Source organism: Rhodanobacter sp. Root627, from assembly GCF_001427835.1.
Taxonomy (GTDB): domain Bacteria; phylum Pseudomonadota; class Gammaproteobacteria; order Xanthomonadales; family Rhodanobacteraceae; genus Rhodanobacter; species Rhodanobacter ginsenosidimutans.
The window spans coordinates 1,495,020-1,520,376 of the sequence record NZ_LMGW01000001.1; the positions used below are offsets into that span (position 1 = coordinate 1,495,020).

Here is a 25,357-nt window from a genome sequence, read left to right on the forward strand (position 1 = left end):
CAAAAACCTGCGTGACGGCCTGTGCGCCGCCCGAGTCGATCCCATGTCTATCGAAAACCTGCGCAATATCGCCATCGTCGCCCACGTCGATCACGGCAAGACCACCCTCGTCGATTGCCTGCTCAAGCAGTCCGGCACGCTCAATGAGCGCACCGTGCTGGCCGAGCGCGTAATGGACTCGAACGACCAGGAAAAGGAGCGTGGCATCACGATCCTGGCCAAGAACACCGCCATCACCTGGCAGGGCAACCGCATCAACATCGTCGACACCCCGGGACACGCCGACTTCGGCGGCGAGGTGGAGCGCGTGCTGTCGATGGTGGATTCGGTGCTGATCCTGGTCGACGCGATGGACGGCCCGATGCCGCAGACCCGCTTCGTGACGCAGAAGGCGTTCGCGATGGGCTTCAAGCCGATCGTGGTGATCAACAAGGTCGATCGCCCGGGCGCGCGCCCTGAATGGGTTGTCGAGCAGGTGTGGGACCTGTTCGACCGCCTCGGCGCCACGCCGGAGCAGATGGATTTCCCGATCGTCTACGCCTCGGCGCTGAATGGCTACGCCGGCCTCAATGACGACGTCCGCGAAGGCGACATGACCCCGCTGTACGAAGCGATCATGCAGCACGTGAGCAAGCCGGACGTGGACCCGGACGGCCCGTTCCAGATGCGCATCAGCCAGCTGGACTACAACAATTTCGTGGGCGTGATCGGCATCGGCCGCATCCAGCGCGGCACGTTGAAGAAGAACATGCCGGTGGCCGTGATCGACCGCCATGGCAAGAAGCGCCAGGGCAAGGTGCTGCAGGTGCTGGGCTTCCTGGGCCTGGAGCGGATCGAGCAGGAAACCGCCGAGGCCGGCGACATCGTGGCCATCTCGGGCATCTCCGAGCTGACCATTTCCGACACCGTGTGCGCGCTGGAGGCCCCCGAGGCCCTGCCCGCGCTGACCGTGGACGAGCCGACCATCAGCATGACCTTCCAGGTCAACAACTCGCCGTTCGCCGGCAACAAGGACCTCAGCGGCGGCAAGTTCCTCACCAGCCGCCAGTTGAAGGACCGCCTGGACCGCGAGCAGGTGCACAACGTGGCGCTGAAGGTCGAGCAGGGTTCGGACGCCGACAAGTTCCTGGTCTCCGGCCGCGGCGAGCTGCACCTGTCGGTGCTGATCGAAAACATGCGCCGCGAAGGCTACGAGCTGGCCGTGTCGCGCCCGGAAGTGATCATCAAGGAGATCGACGGCAAGAAGATGGAGCCGATCGAGCAGCTGGTGGTCGACGTGGAGGAAGTCCACCAGGGCGCCGTGATGGAAAAGCTGGGCATGCGCAAGGGCCAGCTGAAGAACATGGAATCCGACGGCAAGGGCCGCGTGCGGCTGGATTACGAAATCCCGGCGCGTGGCCTGATCGGATTCCAGAACCAGTTCAAGACCCTGACCCAGGGTTCGGGCCTGCTGTTCCACGTGTTCGACCATTACGGTCCGAAGGAAGACGGCCAGATCGCCAAGCGCCTCAACGGCGTGATGATCGCCAATGCCGGCGGCACCACCCCGGCCTACTCGCTCGGGCCGCTGCAGGACCGCGGCAAGCTGTTCGCGGCCGAAGGCGACAACGTGTACGAAGGCCAGCTGGTCGGCATTCACGCCAAGGACAACGACCTCACCGTCAACGTGATCAAGCCCAAGCCGCTGACCAACATGCGCGCCTCCGGCAAGGACGATGCGATCCAGCTGACCCCGGCGATCAAGTTCTCGCTGGAACAGGCGCTGGACTTCATCGACGACGACGAGCTGGTCGAGATCACCCCGAAAGAGATCCGCCTGCGCAAGAAGCACCTCACCGAGAACGACCGCAAGCGCGCCTCGCGCAGCTGAGCTGTCACAGCTGGGTAAAGACAAAAGGCCGCCGCAAGGCGGCCTTTTTTCGTTGGCGATGTTCCTGTGGGAGCGGCTTCAGCCGCGATGCTTTTGCTCAATGGAACGAAGAGCATCGCGGCTGAAGCCGCTCCCACAGGGGACATCGCCAAGGCTGTTACACCACCGGCAACTGCGCCCGCTCCAATGCCGCAATATGCCGCTCCAGCCGCGGCCCCAGGTAGCAATGCGAGCCGCACGACAACAACCCGGCGGCGCCGAACTCGCGCAGATACCACGCCGGCGCGCGGGAGATGAAACCCTGGCGGTCGCCAATCACGTCATCGCGGCTGGTGAACACTTCCAGGAAGGCGATCCCCTCCAGCATCTCCACGATACCGCCCAGGCCAGCGCGGATCTCGGCGGGCTTCAGGTAATGCAGCACGTCGGTGCATACGATCAGGTCGAAGCGCTGTTCGAAACGCAGGTATTCCAGCTGGCCGAAGCTGGCCAGCCCCACATTGCGGCTGCGGCCGTAACGTGCGGCGACATACTCGCTGGCATCCAGCCCGCGGTAATCGATGCCCGGTCGCAAGGCGCGCAGCGGCGCGCGCCACACGGCCTCGCCGCAGCCCACGTCGAGCACGTTGCGGATCGGTCGCGCCAGGTAGTACTCGGCCTGCGCCACCACCATCGCCACCTTGCGCCGCAATTCGGCGGGCGAACCGATCGCGTGACGCGGGTCGCGATACCACTTGTCGAAATAGTTGCGGTCGTAAGTCTTCGGCATGCGCTGGCCCGGGCAAAGCTGCATGGTAACTGTCGCAGACGGCGCGACCCATCTGGGCGACAATCCCCGATCACACAGGAGTGCTGCCTTCCGTGAGTTCCGCTGCGCGATCCACTGCCCTACCGATCGAACCCGGCCTGATGGTGCTGCACGGCAACCGGCTGGAGGATCTGCGCGACCTGCTTGCCGCCTGGCTGGCTCGCGCGCCGTTGCGGCCGCTGGAAAACGAGCTGATGCTGGTGCAGAGCAACGGCATCGCGCAGTGGCTGAAACTGGCCCTGGCCCGCGCGCCGGACGCCGGCGGGCTGGGCATCAGCGCGGCGATCGACGTGCAACTGCCGGGGCGTTTCCTGTGGACCGCGTACCGCGCCGTGCTGGGCCGCGACGCGGTGCCGGCCACCTCGCCGTTCGACAAGACGCGACTCGCCTGGCGGCTGTTGCGGCTGATCCCGCAGCACCTGGACGACAACGACTTCGCGCCCATGCGCGATTTCCTGGGCGATGACCCGGACTGGCAGAAACGCTACCAGCTGGCCGCGCGCGTGGCCGACCTGTTCGACCAATACCAGGTCTACCGCGCCGACTGGCTGGACGACTGGGAACACGGGCGCGACGACCTGCACGATCCCCTGCGCGACCGCCGCACGCCACTGGCGCCGAACCAGCGCTGGCAGCCGCGACTGTGGCGGTTGCTGCTCGATGACGTGGGCGCGGCGTCGGTGCGCAGCCATCGCGCCGCCGTGCACAAGGCGTTCGTCGAGCGCGTACCGACACTGGATGCACGGCCAGCGGGGCTGCCCCGGCGCATCGTGGTGTTCGGCATGTCGTCGCTGCCGCAGCAGACGCTGGAGGCGCTCACCGCGCTGGCGCGCTTTTCCCAGGTGCTGCTGGTGGTCGCCAATCCCTGCCGCCATTACTGGGCCGACATCATCGAGGAGCGCGAACTGCTCAAGGCCAGCCAGCGGAGACAGGCCGGCAAACCCGGCACACCCGCCGTTCCGCGCTACGAGGATCTGCACCTGCACGCCCATCCGCTGCTGGCGGCGTGGGGCAAGCAGGGGCGCGATTACATCCGCCTGCTGGATGGCTGCGACCAGCCCTACCGCTACCGCCAGCAATTCGCCGCGATCGACCGCGGCATCGACCTGTTCCACGACGTGGAAGGCCACGGCCTGCTGCAGCAGGTGCAACAAGCCATCCTGGATCTGGAACCGCTGCCCGCCGACCCGTCATTGCGCAAACCCTGGCGGGCCGACGACGCATCATTGCGATTCCATGTGGCGCACAGCCCGCAGCGCGAGGTGGAAATCCTGCACGACCAGTTGCTGGCGATGTTCGAACGCGCCGCCGCTGCGGGCACGCCGCTGGCGCCACGCGACGTGATCGTGATGGTGCCCGACATCCAGACCTATGCGCCCCATGTGCAGGCCGTGTTCGGGCGGCTGCCGCCCAGTGACCCGCGCTACCTGCCCTGCAGTGTGGCCGACCAGTCCGCGCGCGGCAGCGTGCCGTTGATCGTGGCGCTGGAGCACTTGCTAGCCTTGCCGGAATCACGCTTCGCAGCCAGCGAAATTTTCGACCTGCTGGATGTTCCGGCCCTGCGCGCCAGGTTCGGCTTTGCCGAAGCCGGGCTGCCCACGCTGCGGCGCTGGATCGAGGACGCCGGCATCCGCTGGGGCCTGGATGGCGCGCAGAAGGCCAGCCTGAACCTGCCCGCGCTGGAACAGAACAGCTGGCGCTTCGGCCTGCGCCGCATGCTGCTTGGCTACGCGGTAGGCGATGGCGAATCGCTGGATGGCATCGCGCCGTACGCCGATGTCGGCGGGCTGGACGCTGCACTGCTGGGGCCGCTGAGCCTGCTGCTGGATCAACTGGAACACCACTGGCAGCAATTGCGATTGCCCGCCACGCCCGATGTGTGGAGTGACCGCCTGCACGGGCTGCTGGTGGACTTCTTCGACCGCAGCGACGCCGAGGACGCACTGCGCCTGAACCGCCTGGACGAGGCTCTGGACGAGTGGCAGCAAGCCTGCCGCGAGGCGGATTTCGCCGAGCCCATTCCGCTGGCCATCGTGCGCGAACACTGGCTGCAGGCCATCGACGAGAGCCGGCTGTCGCAGCGCTTCATGGGCGGCGCGGTGAGCTTCGGCACGCTGATGCCGATGCGCGCGATTCCCTTTCGCGTGGTGTGCCTGCTGGGTATGGATGACGGCGCTTACCCGCGCCAGCAGACACCGCTGGATTTCGACCTGATGGCGCAACCGGGCCACAGCCGTCCGGGCGACCGTTCGCGCCGCGAGGATGATCGCTACCTGTTCCTCGAAGCCCTGCTGTCCGCCCGCGAGACCTTGTACGTGAGCTGGGTCGGCCGCAGCGCGCGGGACAACAGCGCGCTGCCTCCCTCCGTACTGGTGGGGCAATTGCGCGACTACCTGGCCGCCGGCTGGTACCGCAACGGTGATACGCCCAGCGACGCCGACGCGGGCAAGAACCTGCTCGCCGCGATCACCACGACCTACCCGCTGCAACCCTTCAGCCGCTGCTATTTCGGCGCCGGCGAGGATGCGCGGGTGTTCACCTACGCGCGGGAGTGGCAGCAGGCGCATCAGGCCCTGCCCGCCGTATTGTCGCCATCGACCCTGGCGCCATGGCAGCCGGACGTGGCGTTGGGCATCGGCGCGTTGCAACGCTTCCTGCACAAGCCTGTGGCGTATTTTTTCAATCAACGATTGAACGTGTTCTTCGCGGACAACAACGACGACGTCAGCGATGACGAACCGTTCGCGCTCGATGGGTTGCAGCGCTACAGCGCCACCCAGGCCGTGCTGCACGCCGCGATCGACCCGGCCGTCGACGACGTCGACCATGCCATCGTCGCGGCGGCCGCGCGCCTGCACGATGAAGGCCGCCTGCCGCCCGGTGGATTCGGTGCCGCGTTGCAGGCGGACATCGCCGAACAGGTCAAGGGGCTGGCCGGCGAATGGCGCGAGGCATGCGTGCAGTGGCCACTCACCGACGACAAGCACGAGCTGCATTACGCCGGCGCGGGATTGCAGGTCGAAGACTGGCTCACCGATCTGCGCCGCAACGACGCAGAACAGTACGGCCGCCTGGAGCTGGTCAACGGCGCCTTGGCGGACAAGAACGGCAAACTGCGCCACGAAAAGTTGTTGTCTGCGTGGGTGATCCATTTGCTGGCCAATGCGAATGGCCTGCACATGCAGACCCGACTGATCGGCGCCGATGCGCAGGCGCGGCTGGATGCGTTGTCGCCCGAAGACGCGGCTGCCCAACTGGATGCCCTGCTCGCCGCCCTGCATGAAGGCATGCAATCGCCGCTGCCCATCGCCCGCAAAACCGCGTTCGCGTGGTTGCAATCGCCGAAAAACCCGGTCACGGCGGCCAAGGCCTGTTACGAAGGCAACAGCTTCGCCCACATCCCCGGCGAAGTGGGCGAAGACGCCTATCTGGCGCGTGCCTGGCCCAGCTTCGAGGCATTGCAGGCGGGTGGCTTCGAGCGCTGGTTGCCGCTGTATCAGGCCGTGGTCGATGCCACCAGCGGGAGCGACGCATGACGCGGATCGAATCCCTCGACCCCCTGCACTTGCCACTGCACGGCGTACGCCTGATCGAGGCCAGCGCGGGCACGGGCAAGACATGGACGATCGCCGCGCTGTATCTGCGCCTGGTGCTCGGGCATGGCGACACCGCAACGCCGTTGCTGCCGCCGCAGATCCTGGTGGTCACCTTCACCAAGGCCGCCACCGCCGAACTGCGCGAGCGCATCCGCGCACGCCTGGGCGAAGCCGCCGCCGCGTTCCGCGGCCAGGGCCTTGCCGACGATTTCCTGACCAAACTGGTCGCCGAGTATCCGGAGGCCGACGATCGCGCCCGCGCCGCCCGCCAGCTGGAACTGGCCGCGCAATGGATGGACGAGGCCGCCATCCACACCATCCACGGCTGGTGCCAACGCATGTTGAGCCAGCATGCGTTCGACAGCGGCCACGCGTTCGTGCAGAACGCCACCGGCGACGAAACGGAGCTGCTGGTCGAGGCCGTGCGCGATTACTGGCGCCAGAACTTTTTCGCGCTCGACCGCCGCGACGCCGAGCAGGTCACCGCGCTGTGGAAAGCACCCGGCGACCTGCAATCCAGCGTCGTGCCGCTGTTGCGCCAGCCGCTGGAGAATCTGCATCTGGACGGCCAAACCCTGCCGGTCATCGACAGCCTCGCCACCGCCATGCAGGCACAACTGGCTCCGCTGCATGAAGCAGACAACATCGCGCGCCAGCTCTGGCGCGACGCCGCCGACACCATCGAGGCCAAACTGAAAGCCGCGATCGAGGCCAAGGCGCTCAGCGCTGCCACCTACAAGGCGGCGCAATTCCCCCTGGACATGGACGAATTGCGCCACTGGGCCAGCGACAACGCCGCCATCGACGACAAGACGCTGGCGCGCTACACGCAAAACAAACTGCTGGCCGCCACCAACAAGAACCACGAGACACCGCGGCACCCCGCCTTCGCCGCCATTGAGCAACTGCTGGAAGCCCGGCCCATCGGCAAGGCACTCAAACCGCTGATCCTGGCCCACGCCGTGCCATGGATCGCGGCGCAGATGGAAACGGCCAAGCAGCAGCGCGCGCAACTGGGTTTCGACGACATGCTCAAGCGTCTGGACCGGGCGCTGCATGACGGCAACGGCGAGCAACTGGCGAACACGATCGCCGCGCAATACCCGGTGGCGCTGATCGACGAGTTCCAGGACACCGACCCGCAGCAATGGCGCATTTTCCGGCAGATTTACGCGCAGCGCGCCGACACCGGACTGCTGCTGATCGGCGACCCCAAGCAGGCGATCTACAGCTTCCGCGGCGCCGATATCCACACCTACCTGCTGGCGCGCAACAGCGCCCGCCAGCCGACCTGGACGCTCACCACCAACTACCGCTCCACCGAGGACATGGTCAAAGCAGTGAACCGCGTGTTCGGTTTCGCCGAGGAACACGCACAGGGTGCCTTCCTGTTCGGCAAGGATCAGCACGGCCTGCCCTTCCTGCCGGTAACCGCGCAAGGGCGCGCGGAGCGCCTGCTGCTGCACGACCTGCCCATGCCCGCGCTGCAACTCGCCGTGGCCGCCGACCCAACGCCGATGAGCAAGGACGCCTACCAGAAGATGATGGCCGCACACGCCGCCGCCACGCTGGTGCAATGGCTGGATGCGGCGCAGCGCGGTGAATGCGGTTTCGCCGATGCGCAGGGCGGCTTCAAGCCATTGTCCACCGGCGATATCGCCATCCTGGTGCGCACCGGTAGCGAAGCGAAGCTCATGCGCGATGCGCTGCAATCGCGCGGGTTGGCCAGCGTCTATCTGTCCGACCGCGATTCGGTGTACGCCTCGCCCGAGGCCCACGACCTGCTGTTGTGGCTGCACGCCTGCGCCGAGCCCGGCTCCGACCGCGCCATGCGCGCGGCGTTGGCCAGCGACACGCTGGGCCAGGGTTATGCCGAGCTGGATCGCCTGAATCAGGACGAGATGTACTGGGAAAGCTGCGGCGACCGCTTCCGCCAGTTGCACGACACCTGGCTGCGCCATGGCGTGCTGGCGATGATGCACGACCTGCTGCACGCGTTCCGCCTGCCCGCGGCACTGCTGGCACGCGCCGATGGCGAGCGCGCGCTGACCAACCTGCTGCATCTGGCCGAACTGCTGCAGCAAGCCGCCACCACGCTGGATGGCGAACATGCGCTGATCCGCCACCTGGCCACCCAGATCGCCGATGCCGGCAGCGCGATGGAAACCGCCGACGAGAAAATCGTGCGGCTGGAAAGCGAAGCCGGGCTGATCAAGATCGTCACCATCCACAAGTCCAAGGGGCTGGAATACCCCGTGGTAATGCTGCCTTTCGTCTGCGGCCTGCGCGAGACGAAACTCACCGACAGCTTCGTCTGGCACGACGACGCCAACCAACCCGCGCTGGATCTACAACCGACCGGCGCTGCACTCGCTGCCGCCGAACGCGAACGGTTGCAGGAGGATCTGCGGCTTTTCTACGTGGCGCTCACCCGCGCGCGCCACAGCTGCTGGCTGGGCATCGGCAATCTCAAGGATGGCCAGAAGAAAACCTCCGGCCTGCACAAATCCGCGTTCGGCCATGTCTTGGCCGGCGGCGAAAGCATCGAGGCGGAAGCGCTTTCGGCACGGATCGAACAGCTTTCAAATGGCCATCCATACGTCCATGTCAGCAAGCTGGAAGAACCAGCGGAAACAAGGCGCCACCAGGCCACCGCCGAGACACCGGCCATCCAGCCCGCACGCACTTTCCACGGACAACCGGCCGAACCGTGGTGGATCGCCAGTTACAGCGCGTTGAAAGTCGCCTCGATGGAAGCGGCACCGCGTCACCCGGCGCCGGAGACGGCTCAGCAGGACAAGCTGACCGAAGCACTGGTCGAATCTTCTGCGGCGCCCCTGCCGATGGGCAACGTCGAAACGCCGACCATCCACAACTTCCCTCGTGGCGCCCAGCCCGGCACCTTCCTGCATGACCTGCTTGAAGCGGCGGCCGACGAAGGCTTTGCGTACAGCGCCACCGCACCAGCCACGCAGAGCGTGCTGATCGCTCACCGTTGCCGCCGCGACTTGCAACGATGGAGCGACATGCTGGCGACATGGCTACCGCAGTTCCTGACTACGCCGCTGCCCTTGCCGACGGGTGGAAGCGTGCCGTTGGCCGCTCTGGCCGACCATGCGTACCGCGCCGAACTGGAGTTCTGGTTCGAGGCCCATCGCGTGGACGCCAGCGCGCTGGATCAGCTGGTCACCGCGCACACGCTGGACGCGCGGCCCCGCGCGCCACTGCTGCCCGACCGCCTCAACGGCATGCTGAAGGGCTTCGTCGACCTGGTGGTCGAACACGACGGCCGCTATTACATCGTCGATTACAAATCGAACTGGCTGGGCGCCGACGCGGCGGCCTACACCACCGATGCCATGCGCGATTCGGTGCTGCACAGCCGTTACGACCTGCAGTACGCGATCTACACGCTGGCGCTGCATCGGCAATTGCGCGCGCGCCTGCCTGGCTACGATTACGCGCAGCATGTCGGCGGCGTGCTCTACCTGTATTTGCGCGGCGTCGATGGCACCGGCCATGGCGTGCACAGCGAACGTCTGCCGTTTGCGCTGGTGGACGCGATGGACCGCCTGTTCGCCGCGGGAGACGCACACGATGCCCACTGAGTCGCTCGCCGCGATGTTCGAATCGGATATCGCACAGCATCGGCTGCGACCACTGGACGTGGCGCTGGCGCGTTTCCTGGCCGAGCGCGACAACGCCGCACCGGCACCGTTGTTGTGGCTGGGCGCCCTGCTCAGCCGTCAGCTGGCCGATGGCCATCTGTGCCTGGATATCGACGCACTGGACGCCCTGGCCGACGAGCAGCAATGGCCCTTCCCCTGGCGCACCTTGCTGCGCCGCGTGCAGGAGGACGTCGGCACATGGCGTTCCCCGTTGATTGCCGACGCCAAGGGCCAGCCAACCGCCGCGCCGCTGGTGCGCGACGGCAGCCGGTTGTACCTGCGTCGCTACTGGAACCACGAATGCCACGTGGCTGCGGCCATTCGCGAACGCCTGGCGCGGCCCCACGAGCTGCCGCTGCAGCTGGCCGACGAACTTCAACGGTTGTTTCCATCAAACGGAAAGAACCCAGTCGAGGCGGTGCACGACACGGCGTCCCTCCACTGGCAGAAAATCGCCTGCGCACTGGCGGCGCGATCTGCCTTCAGCGTCATCACCGGTGGACCGGGCACCGGCAAGACCACCACCGTCGTGCGCTTGCTGGGGCTGCTGCAAACCCTGCATCTGCGCGAACACGCGCGGCCGTTGCGCATCCGACTGGCGGCGCCCACCGGCAAAGCCGCCGAACGTCTGACCGCTTCGATCGTTGCGCAACTGACCACACTGGACGTCGATACAGATGCCCGTACCGCCATTCCCACCCAGGTCGACACGCTGCACCGCCTGCTCGGCTCACGCCCGGACACCCGCCGCTTTCGCCACGACCGCGCCAATCCATTGCATCTGGACGTGCTGGTGATCGACGAAGCGTCGATGATCGATCTGGAGATGATGTCCGCAGTGCTGTCCGCGCTACCTGCCACCGCACGGCTGATCCTGCTGGGTGACAAGGATCAGCTCTCCTCGGTGGAAGCCGGCGCCGTGCTCGGCGACCTGTGCCGCCGCGCGCAGGGCGGTCACTACGATGACGCCACCGCACAATGGCTGAAGGCCACCACCGGCGAAGATGTCTCGCCGTTCGTGACCGCCGACGCCAACGCGCTCGACCAGCAAGTGGCCATGCTGCGGCACAGCCATCGCTTCGATGCCGGCAGCGGCATCGGCAGGCTCGCCGCTGCCGTGAACATGGGCGATGCATCCGCCGTGCACGCATTGCTGACGACCGCCACGACCGACGTGATATGGGAGCCATCGGCGACACCCTCACACCTGGTCGACCTGGCGATAGATGGACGTTCGCACGCACAGGACGACAGCAGCGACGCCAACGCATGCGGACATCGCCACTACCTTGAACAACTGCAGCGCCAACGCCCCACCGATGACGCACGCAACGACGCCCACGATGCGTGGGCACTCGACACACTGCGCGCGTTCAACCGCTTTCAGCTGCTTTGCGCCTTGCGCCGCGGACCGTACGGCGTGGAAGGGCTGAACCGCCAGATCGCCGAAGCACTGCAAGCGCGCGGCCTGATCGAAAGCCGCTTAGCGGGCGTCGGCCCGGGCCATGCAAACGAAGGCTGGTACGAAGGCCGCCCCGTCATGGTCACGCGCAATGACTACAGCCTGGGCCTGTCCAATGGCGACGTCGGCATCTGCTTGCGCTTCCCCGATGGCGAAGGCGGCGCGCGACTGGCCGTGGCATTCCCCGCCAGCACGACGCCGGGCGCAAGAGGCAGCACACACGTACGCCGCATCCTGCCCTCACGCCTCAACGATGTCGCCACTGCCTACGCGATGACAGTGCACAAATCGCAAGGCTCGGAATTCGAACACACCCTGCTGGCCCTGCCACCCGACCCCGGCCCCCTGCTCACCCGCGAACTGCTCTACACCGGCATCACCCGCGCCCGCCGCTGGTTCACCCTGGCTGGCAGCGAGGAGATCATCGAGCTGGCGACCCGGCAACAGACCCGGCGGTACTCGGGGCTGGCTGAGCGGCTGGGAGAAAACCAGGCTCGATAGCACGAATGGCCGCTCAAGAAAGCTGACGACTTCAGTCGCGCGCTCCTATTGAAACCTCGGGGAGAGAAGCGACTGAAGTCGGCTCGTGGAAGGAATCAGGTGGTCGGCGATTCGCAGCTTGCACCCGCACCAAGCTTGCTCGACGCCACTCGACCTGAACCACTGGCGCTCAGCTGGACACCAGGGACGGCTGAGGTACTGCTACCCACTTCATCGGCGTCAGCGACCTTGGCGCAGACATTGAAGGTCACAGGCGTGCTCGACGGCACGCTGGAAACCAGCAGCTCGCCCCGCGAATTGAAAGTGAGCGGCCCGGCCACGTTGGCACGAATCGACGTGCCGGAAGGCGCGGCTTCCGTGCGCAGCAAGCTACCGGCGACCCCTGCTACATAGGCGGCATTGGGTGCAGTCGAGATGTAGACCAGCCAGCCGGCATCGTAATTCTTGCCGGTACTGCAGGCGGTTCCACCCGGTGCGGAAAGCGGACAGACCGTTATGTAGCTTCGCGTGGCAGCCGCCTGCCCGCGCGCAAACTGGAGATCCGAGCGGATGTTGTTCGACTGGGCCACCGCACGATTGCGTCGCATGAAATCCCGCATGCTGGGATAGGCGATCGTGGTGAGTATGGCCAGCACGGTCAGCGATATCATCAGCTCGATGAGGGTGAAGCCCCTCTGCCGCCGTCCGACAGGATGCTGTCTGGCAGGGTCCAATAGAGCACGCCGGTTCGGCAACGAGGGCGTGTGAGTACGCTCACTGGCTGGCATGGGCATCATCCGCGATCACAATATTGGTGAACCTGCTTCTGTGCATCGGCCTTGGCGGCTTCACGCTGCTCGGTAGAGAGCTTGGTTGCCGTGGTGATGTCATCGGGGTTTTGCACGGTTCCCGTATCCAGCACCATGGCACGTCCCGACAGCAGGCGGAGATTGTCGCGCGCCGTGGTGCAAGCCTGCTTGCGGAAATCGCTCTTCGCCGCCTGGAGACCCGTCGCCACATCGGCCGGTGCGGGGCCGGCTGCGGTGGTCGCCGGCGCGGGGCCAGCGCCGTCCGCCCGCAGATGCAAGGCTTGCGCCTTGACCGCTGTCGGTTTCTGCTCACCGTAATGGGTGACGCCGTTGGCATCCGTCCATTTGTAGTAGGTCTGCGCCATGGCACTGCCGATCAGCAGCAGCGACCCCGCCAGTACCGTGGCCCGGCGCATCTTCAACGCCCGCCCCAGCAGGTATCTGCCGTACCGGTACCGCTCGACCCCTTCTCGCCCGAACGCGCCAGGGTGAACGCGGTGCAGGCCGAATCCTGCACCTGTGTGCCCTGTGCCGTGGCGGTGATCAGATAGTCGGTGCTGCTGCTCCCGGCCGGGATGCTGACGCTCACCGTGAAGTACTGGCCGGCCACGCCGGACGTGGCCCCCAGCAACGACAGGTTGTTGGTGTACATGTTGTTGCTGAAGAAATAATTCTCCTGCCTTGATGCCAGATCCTGCAGAGCACGCGTTGCATCCGTGCGATGCCCTCGCAGCACGTACTGCCGATACGAGGGAATCGCAATCGCCGCCAGTATCGAGATGATCACCACCACGATCATCAATTCGATCAGGCTGAAACCAGCCATTCCATGCTTGTTTGTCTTCATTGGTTGTCCATAGGCTCACGCCATGAAATTTCGCCATTGCTGGCTCCCCCTACCGACCCCAGCTCCTGCAGCTTGGTGCCGCCACTCAGGCCGACCGCCGCCGTCACCTGGCCATCCTTCACGATCAGCACGGGCGCCGACGCCTTGCCGCCGCCAAGTCCCACCTTGCGGTTGACGTTGCCCGAGGCATCCGTACCGAAGGACCCGGCAAGCGCGGGGTCAGCCGTGCCCGTCAGATAGTTCATCGCATAAAGGTTGCTGTTGCCGGGTACGGGGATCGGCCGGCACTGGCTTTCCCCGGAATCGAGCTTCTTCTGCCGGCTGGCCGGGAGGTAAGTCGTGGTCTGCAGATCGCCCGCGTACAAGGTCTGGCTGCTCACGACACGTTCGGAAGGAACCTGATTGTCGATGTTCCCCGCCGTCAGCTTCAACTTCCAGCCGGAATAGTTGTAGCAACCCGTGGTGGCGTCTTGTGACGTCAACTTGGCGGCGAGATTATCTACGGTATTTACATCATCGAAACCTTCGGTGGGTAAACCGCTAACCTCTGCGTCCTCGGCCGCGACTTCCACGCTGGTGGTATCAAACAGCGGATCAGTCGTGGGCATTTTCTTGCAGTCCGCATCCAGCCAGCTGATCAGGCTGTTGTCGGAGACGCCGTAGATGTACTGCTGCTGCGTTCCCTGGGCCGACGCACCGTCATCGTCGTTGGTGGTGTAGGAGCGACCCGTACCGAAGAACAGCATCGGGCGACCCGTGGGGTCCAGCGCCACCGTGGGACGAATGGTGACCGGTTGATCCGTGCCAATCACCTGCACCAGCTTGAATGTCGACGGATCACTGGTATCGGCTGCCGTGGCGTTGCCATCCGCATCGGCTGTGCCGCCGGTGTTCATGTCGAGCTTCCACAGCCCACCGGTATAGGTCGCTTTCTTGACCTCCACACTCTTGTCCGGGTTGGTGACTGCGCCGAAATACACGCCTTCGCTGCTGAAGTTCAGGTCGAAGTCCGTGGAAATCATGTCCCCCGCGAAACTGTTGGCGGGACCGGTATCCACCAGCGACGCCACCGGCGTACTGCTCTTGCTGGACACCATGTCGGCCAGATCGTAAACCCAGACCTTGAGCTTGGTGTCGTATGGGGCCGATACCGGCTTGTCGCCGCTGTCACCATTCGGGCCACCGTTGTCGGCCGGCCCAGAACCTACGGTCAGAAGGAAATGCAGCTTGCCGTCGGCCTCGCGGTGTACCGAGAACGCTGGCGCCGCCGAAGCGAAGGTGCCCGTCACAATCTCGCCGAGCACGGTGGGTGGCTGTTCCGGGTCGGTCACGTCGAGGATCACGTAGGCCGAGTTGGACGCCTGGATATCGGCGGCCGTGCCGTTACCCACCGTGTCCACGCTGATGGGACCGCCGCCGAGACGGAACGGCACAGCCATCACCGTGCCCCATCCGCAGACATGCCCCTTGCTGTCGATATCCGCCGTACCTGCCGTACCAGCCTTGCACGCTGTGCTGTTACCCGTAATGGCAGCTGACGTGAAGATCTGCGCGTCAGTCACTACCGGCGAACCGTCGACGTAAAAAACGTGCGTGTAGTCCTTGTCGGCCAGCCAACGCAAATGCGGCACCAGATTGTCGGGGACAAACGCCCATACCTCCTGGCCCAGCTGCCAGTTATTGCCCAGTTTCACGCTGGCGTTGCCGGTGGTCATGCCGCTTTCCGACGTCAGCTGACGCAGTGCCGTCGGGTTGGTCGGGTCGGGGCCCGCCTGGCCGGCGATATAGAAGCCGCCATTGAAGGCATGCAGCATGCCGTCATTGGCGCCCACGTAAACCATCTGACGGCGGCTCTGGTAATTGGCGCGGAACGCGGCATAGCCAAAGTCGCTGTACAACAAGTCATACGACTCCGCCGGCGTACCTACGATCATCGGCGACGAATCCACGATGTCGCCCAGCCGATAGGTATAGGTGGTGCCGGCGATGGGCGCGTCCGCCCCATTCTCATCCACGTGTTTGGGATCGCCCAGGGTAGTGCCGGTGCGGCTGCGGTAGTCCTTCGGGTACTCCACACCCCGCACCCAATTGACCAGCTTCTCGGCTAGCGCGGGGTCTTTCTCGTTGAGCAAGCCGTAATTGCCAAAGCGCTTGCCGTCGGTACCGATGCCACCACAGAAACCCGATGTTGCTGAAAGGGTGTACTTGCCAGTCGTGGCATCACAACTGCCCGCATTCCACACGAAATCCGTCTGCGAACCCGTCGTCACCGTGCCCGTCGCCGTGGAACCGTTCGGTGCACCGGTGAGATAGGTAAAGATGTAACGCTGGCTGTTGCCACTGAGATCCGTGGCATCCCCGTAGGTGCGTTGCTTGGCCAGGTTGGCAATCGCCTTGGCCGCAGCGCTGTCACTGGCCGCCGTCGGGTCGTAATACGCATTGAGCCACTTGCCGGCGTCCCATGCAGGCCGCAGCGGGTTGAACTCCGTGACCATGGAGCAGTCGCCCGTATGCTGAGTCGGGTCAAAATCCTGTCCAGCAGGCGGGATGGCGCAGCGATAACTGGTCATCGCATCCGTCAACGTGCTTGCGGTGTTCTTTCCGGTCGTCACGTAATAGGCGGAACTCTCCAGCTCCTGGGCACCACTGGTGGTGCCTTCCCGCAGATAACTGCCGTCGGACCAAAATGCCTGCAGGCTGCCCGTCCACTTTACGTCGTTGCGTTGCTGGTAGTACTGCACCTGATAAGACAGGCCATAACCCTTGACGTCATTGCTCGACGAAGGCGTGGTGGCGTTGCCGAAGTTGTCGGCTGCCGACGAGCTGATACTGTCGAAAACCGCCTTCAACTGTTCCTTCAACGCACCGGCGTTGCGGGCGAAGAAGTAGTTCTCCGGATCACTGTGGTTAGTGGGCAGGACAGGTGCATCATCCTTGAAGCCGCTGTACTTGGACGCGTACCACAGCGGTGTTTGCAGCATGGCCACAGGGGTTCCCGTGCCAACGGAAAAGCGCGTGATCTGCGGCCTGCTGCTGCAGCCGCCAGAACCGAGGTTGCCAGAGGCGTTACCGAGCAGGTTGCAATTGAATGAAGAACCATTCCTGTCATTGGTTCCCTGGCTCGCCTCACTGTTCCTGACCGAGAATTCCACAAGCCCATCTTTCGTCGTACCGCTTATCTGGTAGCCGATTTTCATGGGGGCCGAACTATATGCCACCAGCTGATTTCGGATGATCACGTCAGTACTACCATCCGGCATGGGTGACTTCAGCTTGCCGTTGCTGTCGCACGCATCTCCTATCGTCCGGGAACTGTCCAGCACCGTTCCGTTCATAACCGCCGGATCGCATATCGCCACACCACCGCTCACGACAGTCGATGGAAGATTGCAACTTTTACCAACGCAATAGGAAATGATATTAGCTTCATCCTGGTCATGATCCGAACCGTACTGCGAATCCTCCCAGATCAAATAGAAGCTTCCAACGTTCGAATAAACGCCAGCTGGCGTCAATCCGTATGTCGTGGAGCCCTTCCCGTCGTAGGCTTTCTGCGCGCCAACACGGACATTGCCGATATAGCAGGTGGCGAAATTACCTCCGTTATTTGGATCAGCGCGGCAACTCGGAGACAGTGAAACAGACTTGCCGTTGCCCACGTTGATGTTGAACGACGGCAGATTATCGGATAACGACACACCGTAGGTCTTCACCTGAAACTTGAGCAGGGTGGCATCGGTCATTTTACGGATCGCCGAAGAGCCATCGGCGTTCCACGCTCCATAGCTCAGACCTGCCAGCAAATAGCTCCCTTGCTGGCCCGGCGCACCATTGCAGATACCCACCAGGTTGGAGAGCTTGCCTATGGACGCGGGTGCACAGAAGGTGGTGTCGCTAGTGGTTTTATCAGCGACAGTAAGCGTCGGGGTAGTCTCGAGTGCATTGATCGAGAGCATGTAACTCCCACTGATTCCCTCGGCATTCTGGATGGCATCCGTCAGGCCAGTAGCATCCAGCGTGGAAGATCCCGTCAGGGTCACCGCCGGCACGTTCTTCGCGTCGAAGGTATTCAGTCCGCTGCTTATCAGAACGATGGAGCAGGCCGCACACTCCTTGTTGCGAAAACTGCCGTCGGTGAGTTTCCCGTACGGGTCAACCCAGGCCGGCGTGGGGAGTGGGCTGCCTGTCTCACGAGTGGGCGTGATATCGCCGTGGATATATTGCAACGCGGTCGCGTACATGCCAGCCAGCGGATTACCAAAATCCGGGCACTTAGCTGGATTCTGCTGAATATCATAGCCACGCCCACCCCATGCGTTGCCCCCGGGGGCATTACAGGCCGTCGAACCCGACGTTCCATAGTCCACTCCATTCCATCCGAACACCTGCAGACGGTCGAGGGTCATGACGATGCCTTCGGTGGCCGTCTTCTTTTTATAGCAAAACGTGCCGTCCTTGCTATTGAACTCGTCACCAACCTCACAACCGGTGCCGGTGGCAGTGCCAGTAGGAGCATTGGAAGCCAGCTTGCCTATGTTCCGGCGCAGTTGCCCGCCTTTGCGGGCGTTGGTCACGGATCCGGTGACCAGGCCAAAACGTTTGATGTCGGAACCACCGTTCTTGCTGTATTTCTGCAGCAGGCCTTCCGGCTTCAGCGAAGTTCCCGTCGCGACGCAGTACGACTCGTTGGGTTGCACGGCGCCGTTCTTGCATACCGTAACCCGCGCCTTGTAATCGGCACCGCTCGATGGCCTGGCGCTATCACCTTCAGCATTGCCGTTACCGGATCTCCATTGGCACTGCAACTTGGCCGTTGATGCCCAGTCCGACCAATTGCCGGAAGCCACGCGAATGACTGGCGTGCTTTTGATGCCGGATATGGCTTGAGTTGGGGTATTCCAGCCGCCTGTTGTGCCTGTGTTGCCCGTGGATACATTACAAAAAGTTTGAGTCCCCGTAAGAGGCGTGTATTTGTTGATATCGGCACCGGAGTAGACCTTCGCCCATGCGTGCAGGTCGTCCGGAATTTCTGCACGTTCAAGGACAGTGCTGGTAGCGGTGTCGATGCTACGTGTGCCTCCATAAAGAACCCAGCGAATAATATCCAGGCGGCTCATTGCCACCCAATTGAGGAAGTTTCCGCTCCAATTACCGGAGCACTGGTGTGTGGTTGCTTTGGTACTCGAGGAATAGGTTCCGCTGTCACTGCTATAGCTGTAGCAGATATCCGGATCGAAATAGCCGTTATAGATAAAAGCGTTGTTATAAGTGGTATCGATCTTGCCGTCGTTATCCAGGTCGGTGTAATCCGGGTACGCCTTGTTGAACAATTGCTCGTCCCGCGACATCACCAGCATGACCAGTGGCGGTACGTGGGGTGCGGCGAGCGCATTGACCCCGGAGGGGTACGATTCGAAATCAGGCATATCCGCGGTGGAAATCCTGCCCGGTGTCACCGCCGGAGCCGTGCTCTGGGCGGAAACACCCACCAGGGCCACGCCACTGATGATGACTATCGGGAGGCTCAGCCACAGGCCGCGCAAAATGTTTTTGAACGTGGTCATGCCTGCGTCCTCATTTGATTTCCAGCTTGTATTGAGCAATGGTGGCGGCCTCGCCATTACCCGGCACCTTCGTGTCGCTGCGTACCTGCAGAAGCAACGCACCACCACCCTTGGCGGTACCCACACCGACGCTGGAATAGCCCTGCTGCGACGCTGCGCCGGAGCCCTTGTTGAGCATGACGCCGTCGCGGACGATCGCAACCCGGCTATTGATCTTCTGGCTTGCCCCGCAGGACTCGCTGCCATCCGCACAAGTGTTCATGACCACAGCGTCGTCCCAGGTCGATGAATCGTAGTTGTAGCTTTCGGTATGCGTGGCGCAGGTCTGCGGCATGTAGAAAATGACCAGGTTGCTGCCGCCGCAGGATGTCTGCAGACCTTCGCCATCATTGGTTTTGGGGTTGATCAGATCGATCCACGCCTCGCGGTGGGCGAACGTGGTGTACAGGTCGAATTTGCCATCCGGCACGCTGCCACCCCAGCTGACTGGCCAGCCGCGGTTGAACACGTGATCGGCCAGGATGGCCTCCGGAATCACCCGCGCCCGCTCGGCTGCCTCGAATGCCTGCTCGTGCCGCGCGGTGGCGGTGGTCATGCGCATCTCGAGCAAGGTGTCCTTCATCACCATCAAGGCCACCAGGCTCAGCATGACAAGAAATACCAGCCCGACGAACAGGGCCACGCCGCGTTGATACCGACTCGATGGCACGACGATGCCCCGTGAATTAACTGGTGTCGGCATGGCAATCATCCCCTCACCCGGTTGCGCAGCTGCACGACGAACTGCTGGCTGGCACGCACGAATTGCCAGGGTTTGTCACCGTAAGGCTTGAAGCCGGCGCAGCCGGTGGTGGTTGCCGCGCTGCCATTGTTGATGGTGTAGGTGCAGTTGCCCAGGGTATAGGTCGCCACGTGCGGCACTGTGAGGTCCCGCACTGGGTTGACCGCCACCAGCGATACGCGCGCCGAGATCACGTCGGCCCAGTTACCAACATTGTCCGCAGAGTGGTACTCGGGCGCCATGCCCGTGGCAGCGGATGCCTCCCCATACTCGATCTTGAGCTGTTCGATACCATCCACCACCGGATCGGAAACGAAATTGCCGTCACTCAAGCGCATGCGCATCAACGTGGGCAAGGGCTGGCCACCATCCGCCGAAGCGGTGCATGTACTGCCCGTCATCACGTTGCACGGGCGCAGGTAGTACATATCGATCTGATAGGGATAGGCATACCGCATCAAGGTGGCATTGGGCTGCGGAGCCGGCACGCTGCCAGCGAAGAGTTCGGCCCTGTTACCCGGTGTGGAAAGCAGGAAGATCCGGTCCGCGTTGCCGGTGATGGTGCTGGCCGCAACAGGCACCGGGCCGGGCGACAACACTTGCGGATCGGCATAGCGCAGCACCAGCACGTCCGAACCGGGCACGTAATTGGCGGTGCCGCCGATGCATGTCGAATCTATCGGCGGACTGGCGGCGCCGTTGTAGCCGAAAATGCCACCGCCGCCAGTGGTCGAGTACGTGATGGCCGTGGCCCAGTTGCCGTCGCAATCACCGTTGTCCGTCACCGTGGCGCTGGCGCTGGAGTCAACCGTCACGCCAACAGCCTTGTTACCGCCCCAGAAATCCACCATGCGCAACGACCAACCCAGACGATCGGAGGCGATACGCATGTTTTCCTGGAGGTAGTTGTTGCCCGATTGCACCTGGTAGGCCTTGCGATTGGCCACGAACAGGTTGATCAAGCCGGCCACCACAAGCAGGCCCAGCACCATGGCGATCATCAGCTCGATCAGCGAAAAGCCCCGTGCAGCGTGTGCCATGCCACGCATGACACGGCCATCGGCAACCTCAGAACTGGCTGGGCTGGTAGTCGAAACTGTATGAATCATTGGTGGGGACTCCGCTGGCGTTGGCGCGCATGCCGCTCCAGCTCGATGTGATGACAAGGGTTCCGCTTTGAGAGGCGTCGGCGCTGGAGGCCCCAGTGGGGTCGGTGCCCCTTACCGTGACCAAGGCCAGGCCGGACGCATCGGCACTGCCGTTGGCCTTGAGCGGAACCGCCGCGCCCGCCCTGAGTTGGGTAACCCAACGTGCCAAATCACCCTTGGCCTGCTTGCAGGCCGCATTCGGGCACCCCGAACTCGATGGCGTAGCCGTACCGTCATAGGCGTAGTAGCTGTCGCTGAGATCGCCATTCTTCGCGGCAATATCCGTCTCGCTGGCTACGCCATAAACCCCCGCAGGATTGGCGCGCATGGCGTCGGCCAGCGACCGTGCCTGCAATACGGCGACGGTACGTGCCCCGGCCTGCTTGGTGTATTGGGCACCCTTGATCTGCATGAGCGCGATGCCCAGCACGCCGATGCTGAAAATCAGCATGGCGACCAGCACCTCGATCAGCGAGACGCCTCGCTGACGCGACAAGACTTGCATGGAAAATTCTCCCTGATACCCCTTCGTGCAATGTAGCCATTCCGCAGCTCTCGACCAGCCCTCTCCCGACAAGCGGTAGCAACGGCCCGATGAGCGGTGTCCGGGCACCGTGAAAACGTGACCGTGGTCCGGTGCGCGATAGGTGCGGGCATGCCTGGTATTAAGGGTGCGGCGGGGAAAAGGTTGCCGACCAGCGCTTGCGGCGCACGCCCTGCGGAATGCCTGCCCGCCACACAGCTTGCGCCAACCACCTCCCGCCCCGTAAAATTCGCGGCTCACTGCCGGAATAGCTCAGTTGGTAGAGCGGCGCATTCGTAATGCGTAGGTCGGAGGTTCGACTCCTCTTTCCGGCACCAGTTTCCTGCAAGACCCGAAGCCCCGGAAAGCGCGAGTTTTCCGGGGCTTTCTTGTGTCGGCGAAGCTCCCCGCTGAGGTGAAGCCACCCACGCCAGGCTTCGCGCTCAGGGGCTCTGCCTGATCTCCATCAGCACGACATCATTGGTTCGCATCGGAACGGGCACGCTTGCCTTTCCATCGGCGTCGACCATCACCGCGAGAATCCCGGGTTGGTCGGTGGTGGCCGCCTGCAATTGCTGCAACTGGCCTGGCGTCAGTGACGCCGGGGAACCCATGCGCAGATAGGCGGTGTACGCGTCGTTGGCGTCGTAGCCCGTGCGGTAAACCGCGGCTTGGTAGGTGCCCGGCGGCAGATGCTTCAGGTCGAGCGTGACGGCGCCATCCTGCCGGGAGGGAAACACCTTCGTGTAGAACGGGCGGTTGCTCTTGTCCTGCGTTGGTTGCACGAAATCCCAGACCAGCACCTTGAGCACGCCGTCGTCCCACGTCACGTAACTCTGCGCGTCGGCGGTTTTCAGCTGGCTTGCGCCGAGCCGGTTCAAATACTTGTAGGCGAACCAGGCCGGCTTGCGGATGCCCTGCGGATTCATCAGGCCGAAACCGCCCTGGAACGGCGCCGTGGGCGGGCCCGGTTCCTCGAACAGGTCGCTGAAGGTCCAGTAGCTCATGCCCTGCGCCAAACCTTCCGACGCCTTGAGCTTGCCGAGGATGTACGCGGCGCTGACGTACGAATCATGCACGGGATCGCGTGGCGTATAGCTGCTGCTCCACTCGGTGAAGTACAGCGGCAGGCCGGGCATGGAGGATTGCTCGATCTGCTGGCGCACGCGGCGCACGTCGCCGACGATCGCATCCGGTGATGGCGAGAGTTTGGTGTCGCTCTCGCCATGCTCATCGAGGAAGCCGCCATCGACGCCATAGGTATGCGTGGTGATGAAATCGATCGGCACGCCGACCTGCCTGGCGTGCGCAATCAACTCGGGCACCCAGGCCGCACCCGCCGTGGCCGGGCCGCCCACTTTCAATTGCGGATCGACCTGCTTGATGTGGCGCACGGTGGCATCGAAAAGGTCGAAATAGGCTTTTTGATCGGCGCCCTCCCAGAAGCCGCTCAGGTTCGGCTCGTTCCAGACCTCGAAATACCAGCGCCGGATCTCCTGCTGGCCGTAGCGCTGCTCCAGGTGACGCACGAACGCGGTCACCAGCGCGCTCCACTTCGAAAGCACCGGATGGGAGGTGTTGCCCTTCCAGTAGAAGAGGTGCTGATCCGAGGTCCGCATCGCCTCCGGCGTGAAGCCCAGCTCCACGAACGGGCGGATGCCCATCGCGAGCAAGCGATCGTAAAGCGCATCGATGCCGGTCCAGTCATAAACCGGTTTGCCGTCGACCTCGCGATAGGTGCCGAGCACGTCGTGGAAGATGGCGTGGAAACGGATGTAGCGAAAGCCCAGTTCCTTCCTTGCGGTCTGCAGCTGCGCGAGGCTGTCGTCGCGCATCAGCGTGCCGGGGTAATCGGAGCCGATGGAGAAATTGAAGAAACGATCCAGCGGCGACGTCTTCCCCTGCACATCGATGTCGATATGTCGTACCCCTTGCGCGGCGTAGACGACGGGCACCAGGCAGACCAGAAGCACAACCAGGCTGCAGGCGGTAAGGGAACGGCGGAAAGTGGGCATGTTCATGGCGCCAGTAAAGCAAACCCGGGCCAGCGATTTCCGGCAGCGGCCTTTACGATTTTCACCAGTTGCCGCAAGCAGGGCACCAAGGGCTTTCGCCGCGGAACAAACCGTGGGTACCGCCCACGCAAAAGGGCCGCGATCACTCGCGGCCCTTTGCTTGAATTTTGGCGCCCGAAGTTGGACTCGAACCAACGACCCCCTGATTAACAGTCAAGTGCTCTAACCAGCTGAGCTATTCGGGCGGGAGCTGCGTAGTTTGTAGTTCGTGCGCTCAGCTGTCAACCCATCGGGAGCAAATTTCGCGCCCTTTTCAAGGCGTACGCACGCGGTAGCAAGGCACGTACGCCGCGCCGCCGGGCAGCTTCATGCGTTGCTGCTCCACGAAGGCCTGCAGCAGCTTGTCCAGGGCCTGCATGATGTCGCTGTCGCCGTCGATGTCGAACGGCCCGTGCTGCTCGATGGCGCGCACACCCTCCTCCTTCACGTTGCCGGCGACGATGCCGGAAAACGCGCGGCGCAGGTCGGCGGCCAGTTCGTGGCGGGGCCGATCATGCCGGATCTGCAACGCCCGCATCGCGGCGTGGTCCGGCTGGAACGGCAGCTGGAACGCATACGGCACCTGCAGTGCCCAGTTGAAGAAGAAGGCATCCTTGGTATCCAGCCGGTGGTGGCGAACCTTTTCCACGCCCTTGACCATGGCCCGTGCCACCGTCGCCGGGTCGTCGACGATGATCTGGTAACGCTCGGCCACTTCATCGCCCAGGGTCAGGCGCAGGAATTGATCGATCTGCTCGAAGTACGCCGCCGATTGTTTCGGCCCGGTAAAGATCAGCGGGAACGGCGTATCGGCGTTGTCCGGATGCAGCAGGATGCCGAGCAGGTAGAGGATCTCCTCGGCGGTGCCGACGCCGCCGGGAAACACGATGATGCCGTGGCCGATGCGCACGAAGGCTTCGAGGCGTTTCTCGATGTCCGGCATGATCACCAGGTGGTTGACGATCGGGTTGGGCGATTCGGCGGCGATGATGCCCGGCTCGGTCAGCCCGATATAGCGGTTGTGCCGGTGGCGCTGCTTGGCGTGCGCAATGGTCGCGCCCTTCATCGGCCCCTTCATGGCACCGGGGCCGCAACCCGTGCAGATGTCCATGCCGCGCAGACCGAGCTGGTAACCGACCAGCTTGGTGTAGTCGTACTCCTCGCGCGAGATGGAATGCCCGCCCCAGCACACCACCAGGTTGGGGTCGGCATGCGGCTTGAGGATGCGCGCGTTGCGCAGGATCTCGAACACGTCCTCGGTGAGCCGGTCGGATTCATCGAGATCGTCGCCGGTGTGCTCCAGCTGGGTCGCCACGTAGACGATGTCGCGTACCACCGCCACCAGCAATTCGTTGATGCCGCGGATGATCTGGCCATCCACGAACGCCTGCGCCGGCGCGTGCGAAAGCTCGATCTTGATGCCGCGATCCTGCTGCAGCACCTGGATGTCGAAATCCGGATATCGCTCCAGGATGGCGCGCGGATCGTCGCTGATGCTGCCCGAGGTGAGCACGGCCAGCGCGCAACGGCGCAGCAGTGCATGCAGCCCGGACCCGCTGGCGCCACGCAGGCGCACCACCTCGTTGCGGGACAGGATATCCAGGCCGCCCGCGGGCGAAATGCGCGCGCTGACGGTGGCGACTTTGCCGGAACCGGTGTTTACAACATTCATGCACTACATCTCCATGCCGTCTCGATACGGCGGACTCGTTAGCTTCACGCGCGGGCGTCGACAGGGTCAAGCCAA

14 protein-coding genes and 2 tRNA genes are annotated in these 25,357 nt (G+C 63.7%); 5 read left to right on the top strand and 11 right to left on the bottom strand.

The annotated features are described in order from the left end of the window. The first annotated feature begins 43 nt into the window (after positions 1-43). A complete protein-coding gene (gene typA / locus ASD68_RS06985; RefSeq protein ID WP_056080515.1) occupies positions 44-1,870 on the top strand; it encodes a translational GTPase TypA in 1,827 nt (608 codons plus the stop codon). Positions 1,871-2,027: 157 nt separating this feature from the next. Here the strand turns inward: typA and ASD68_RS06990 are convergent, their stop codons facing one another. Next, positions 2,028-2,639 carry a class I SAM-dependent methyltransferase gene (locus ASD68_RS06990; RefSeq protein WP_056604834.1) on the bottom strand — a complete coding sequence of 204 codons (612 nt, stop codon included), beginning with the start codon at positions 2,637-2,639 and terminating at the stop codon, positions 2,028-2,030. Positions 2,640-2,731: 92 nt separating this feature from the next. Here ASD68_RS06990 and recC point away from each other — a divergent pair, with 92 nt between their 5' ends. Genes recC through recD form a run of 3 tightly spaced genes read left to right on the top strand, consistent with a single transcriptional unit; the run spans position 2,732 to position 11,905 of the window. Next, on the top strand, positions 2,732-6,214 hold the full coding sequence (recC, locus tag ASD68_RS06995; RefSeq protein WP_082545997.1) for an exodeoxyribonuclease V subunit gamma: 3,483 nt from the start codon (positions 2,732-2,734) through the stop codon (positions 6,212-6,214). After that, positions 6,211-9,882 carry an exodeoxyribonuclease V subunit beta gene (recB, locus tag ASD68_RS07000; protein ID WP_056604839.1) on the top strand — a complete coding sequence of 1,224 codons (3,672 nt, stop codon included), beginning with the start codon at positions 6,211-6,213 and terminating at the stop codon, positions 9,880-9,882. Before recC ends, recB begins: the two co-directional genes overlap by 4 nt. Continuing rightward, positions 9,872-11,905, top strand: a complete 2,034-nt coding sequence (gene recD / locus ASD68_RS07005; RefSeq protein WP_056604842.1) for an exodeoxyribonuclease V subunit alpha — start codon at positions 9,872-9,874, stop codon at positions 11,903-11,905. Before recB ends, recD begins: the two co-directional genes overlap by 11 nt. A gap of 95 nt (positions 11,906-12,000) precedes the next feature. Here recD and ASD68_RS07010 read toward each other — a convergent pair whose 3' ends face one another. The 7 genes from ASD68_RS07010 to pilV are packed head-to-tail and all read right to left on the bottom strand — an operon-like array spanning position 12,001 to position 21,538. Next, the gene (locus ASD68_RS07010; RefSeq protein ID WP_343123438.1) at positions 12,001-12,639 is read right to left on the bottom strand and encodes a GspH/FimT family pseudopilin; all 639 of its coding nucleotides are present in this window, start codon (positions 12,637-12,639) and stop codon (positions 12,001-12,003) included. 38 nt (positions 12,640-12,677) lie between these two features. Further along, a complete protein-coding gene (locus ASD68_RS07015; RefSeq protein WP_056604844.1) occupies positions 12,678-13,109 on the bottom strand; it encodes a DUF4124 domain-containing protein in 432 nt (143 codons plus the stop codon). Between the two features lie 2 nt (positions 13,110-13,111). After that, positions 13,112-13,519, bottom strand: a complete 408-nt coding sequence (locus tag ASD68_RS07020) for a type IV pilin protein (RefSeq protein ID WP_056604847.1) — start codon at positions 13,517-13,519, stop codon at positions 13,112-13,114. 17 nt (positions 13,520-13,536) lie between these two features. Continuing rightward, entirely contained in the window at positions 13,537-19,104 is a 5,568-nt protein-coding gene (locus tag ASD68_RS16815; protein ID WP_156458353.1) for a hypothetical protein, read from the bottom strand. Positions 19,105-19,114: 10 nt separating this feature from the next. Next, positions 19,115-19,846, bottom strand: coding sequence for a pilus assembly PilX N-terminal domain-containing protein (locus ASD68_RS07030; protein ID WP_162245063.1), 732 nt, complete (start codon positions 19,844-19,846; stop codon positions 19,115-19,117). 5 nt (positions 19,847-19,851) lie between these two features. After that, positions 19,852-20,934 (bottom strand): PilW family protein, encoded by a 1,083-nt coding sequence (locus tag ASD68_RS07035; RefSeq protein ID WP_056080544.1) that lies wholly within the window; start codon positions 20,932-20,934, stop codon positions 19,852-19,854. A 19-nt stretch (positions 20,935-20,953) separates the two neighbouring features. Next, positions 20,954-21,538, bottom strand: a complete 585-nt coding sequence (pilV, locus tag ASD68_RS07040; RefSeq protein ID WP_056604857.1) for a type IV pilus modification protein PilV — start codon at positions 21,536-21,538, stop codon at positions 20,954-20,956. Between the two features lie 280 nt (positions 21,539-21,818). On the opposite strand from pilV, the gene ASD68_RS07045 reads away from it, so the two are divergent. Next, positions 21,819-21,894 (top strand) — tRNA-Thr (locus ASD68_RS07045). A gap of 105 nt (positions 21,895-21,999) precedes the next feature. Here the strand turns inward: ASD68_RS07045 and ASD68_RS07050 are convergent. The 3 genes from ASD68_RS07050 to ppnN all read right to left on the bottom strand — a co-directional run bounded on the left by ASD68_RS07050 (position 22,000) and on the right by ppnN (position 25,282). Next, on the bottom strand, positions 22,000-23,577 hold the full coding sequence (locus ASD68_RS07050) for a beta-xylosidase (RefSeq protein WP_156458354.1): 1,578 nt from the start codon (positions 23,575-23,577) through the stop codon (positions 22,000-22,002). A 162-nt stretch (positions 23,578-23,739) separates the two neighbouring features. Next, positions 23,740-23,816 (bottom strand) — tRNA-Asn (locus tag ASD68_RS07055). Positions 23,817-23,884: 68 nt separating this feature from the next. After that, a complete protein-coding gene (ppnN, locus tag ASD68_RS07060; RefSeq protein WP_056080551.1) occupies positions 23,885-25,282 on the bottom strand; it encodes a nucleotide 5'-monophosphate nucleosidase PpnN in 1,398 nt (465 codons plus the stop codon). Positions 25,283-25,357 lie beyond the last annotated feature (75 nt).